This is a genomic window from Pseudoalteromonas sp. G5_S1_14_S5 (assembly GCF_054968605.1).
The window spans coordinates 1-275 of sequence record NZ_JBQKUM010000268.1 but is presented as its reverse complement, the minus strand read 5'-3'; the positions used below and the strand labels follow the sequence as shown (position 1 = coordinate 275).

Here is a 275-nt window from a genome sequence, read left to right as displayed (position 1 = left end):
AACCCAAATAATCGTCTGTGCCATAATTTGCGTGACGAAAACTTTGCTCTAACGCCCAGTTAGTGCCGTTATGACGATACACATACACATAACCGGTACTGCCCTGTCTAATCGCCCCCACCGCAATCACTTCACCATTACTGGATACGGCATTAGAATAACCAAAAGAGCTTCCGCTACCGCCAGTAAACTGGGTCTGATAATCCCAACTGCCGTTGATAAATTGGTAAATACGAACACGTCCCGCGTTGCTGCTGTAGCCGTCATCACCAATG

General features: G+C 47.3%; 1 protein-coding gene. It reads right to left on the bottom strand.

Annotated elements, in window-relative coordinates; genetic code table 11:
* The coding region (locus tag ACTRWI_RS22835; RefSeq protein WP_499133959.1) for a hypothetical protein at positions 1 to 275 on the bottom strand (275 nt) is incomplete at both ends.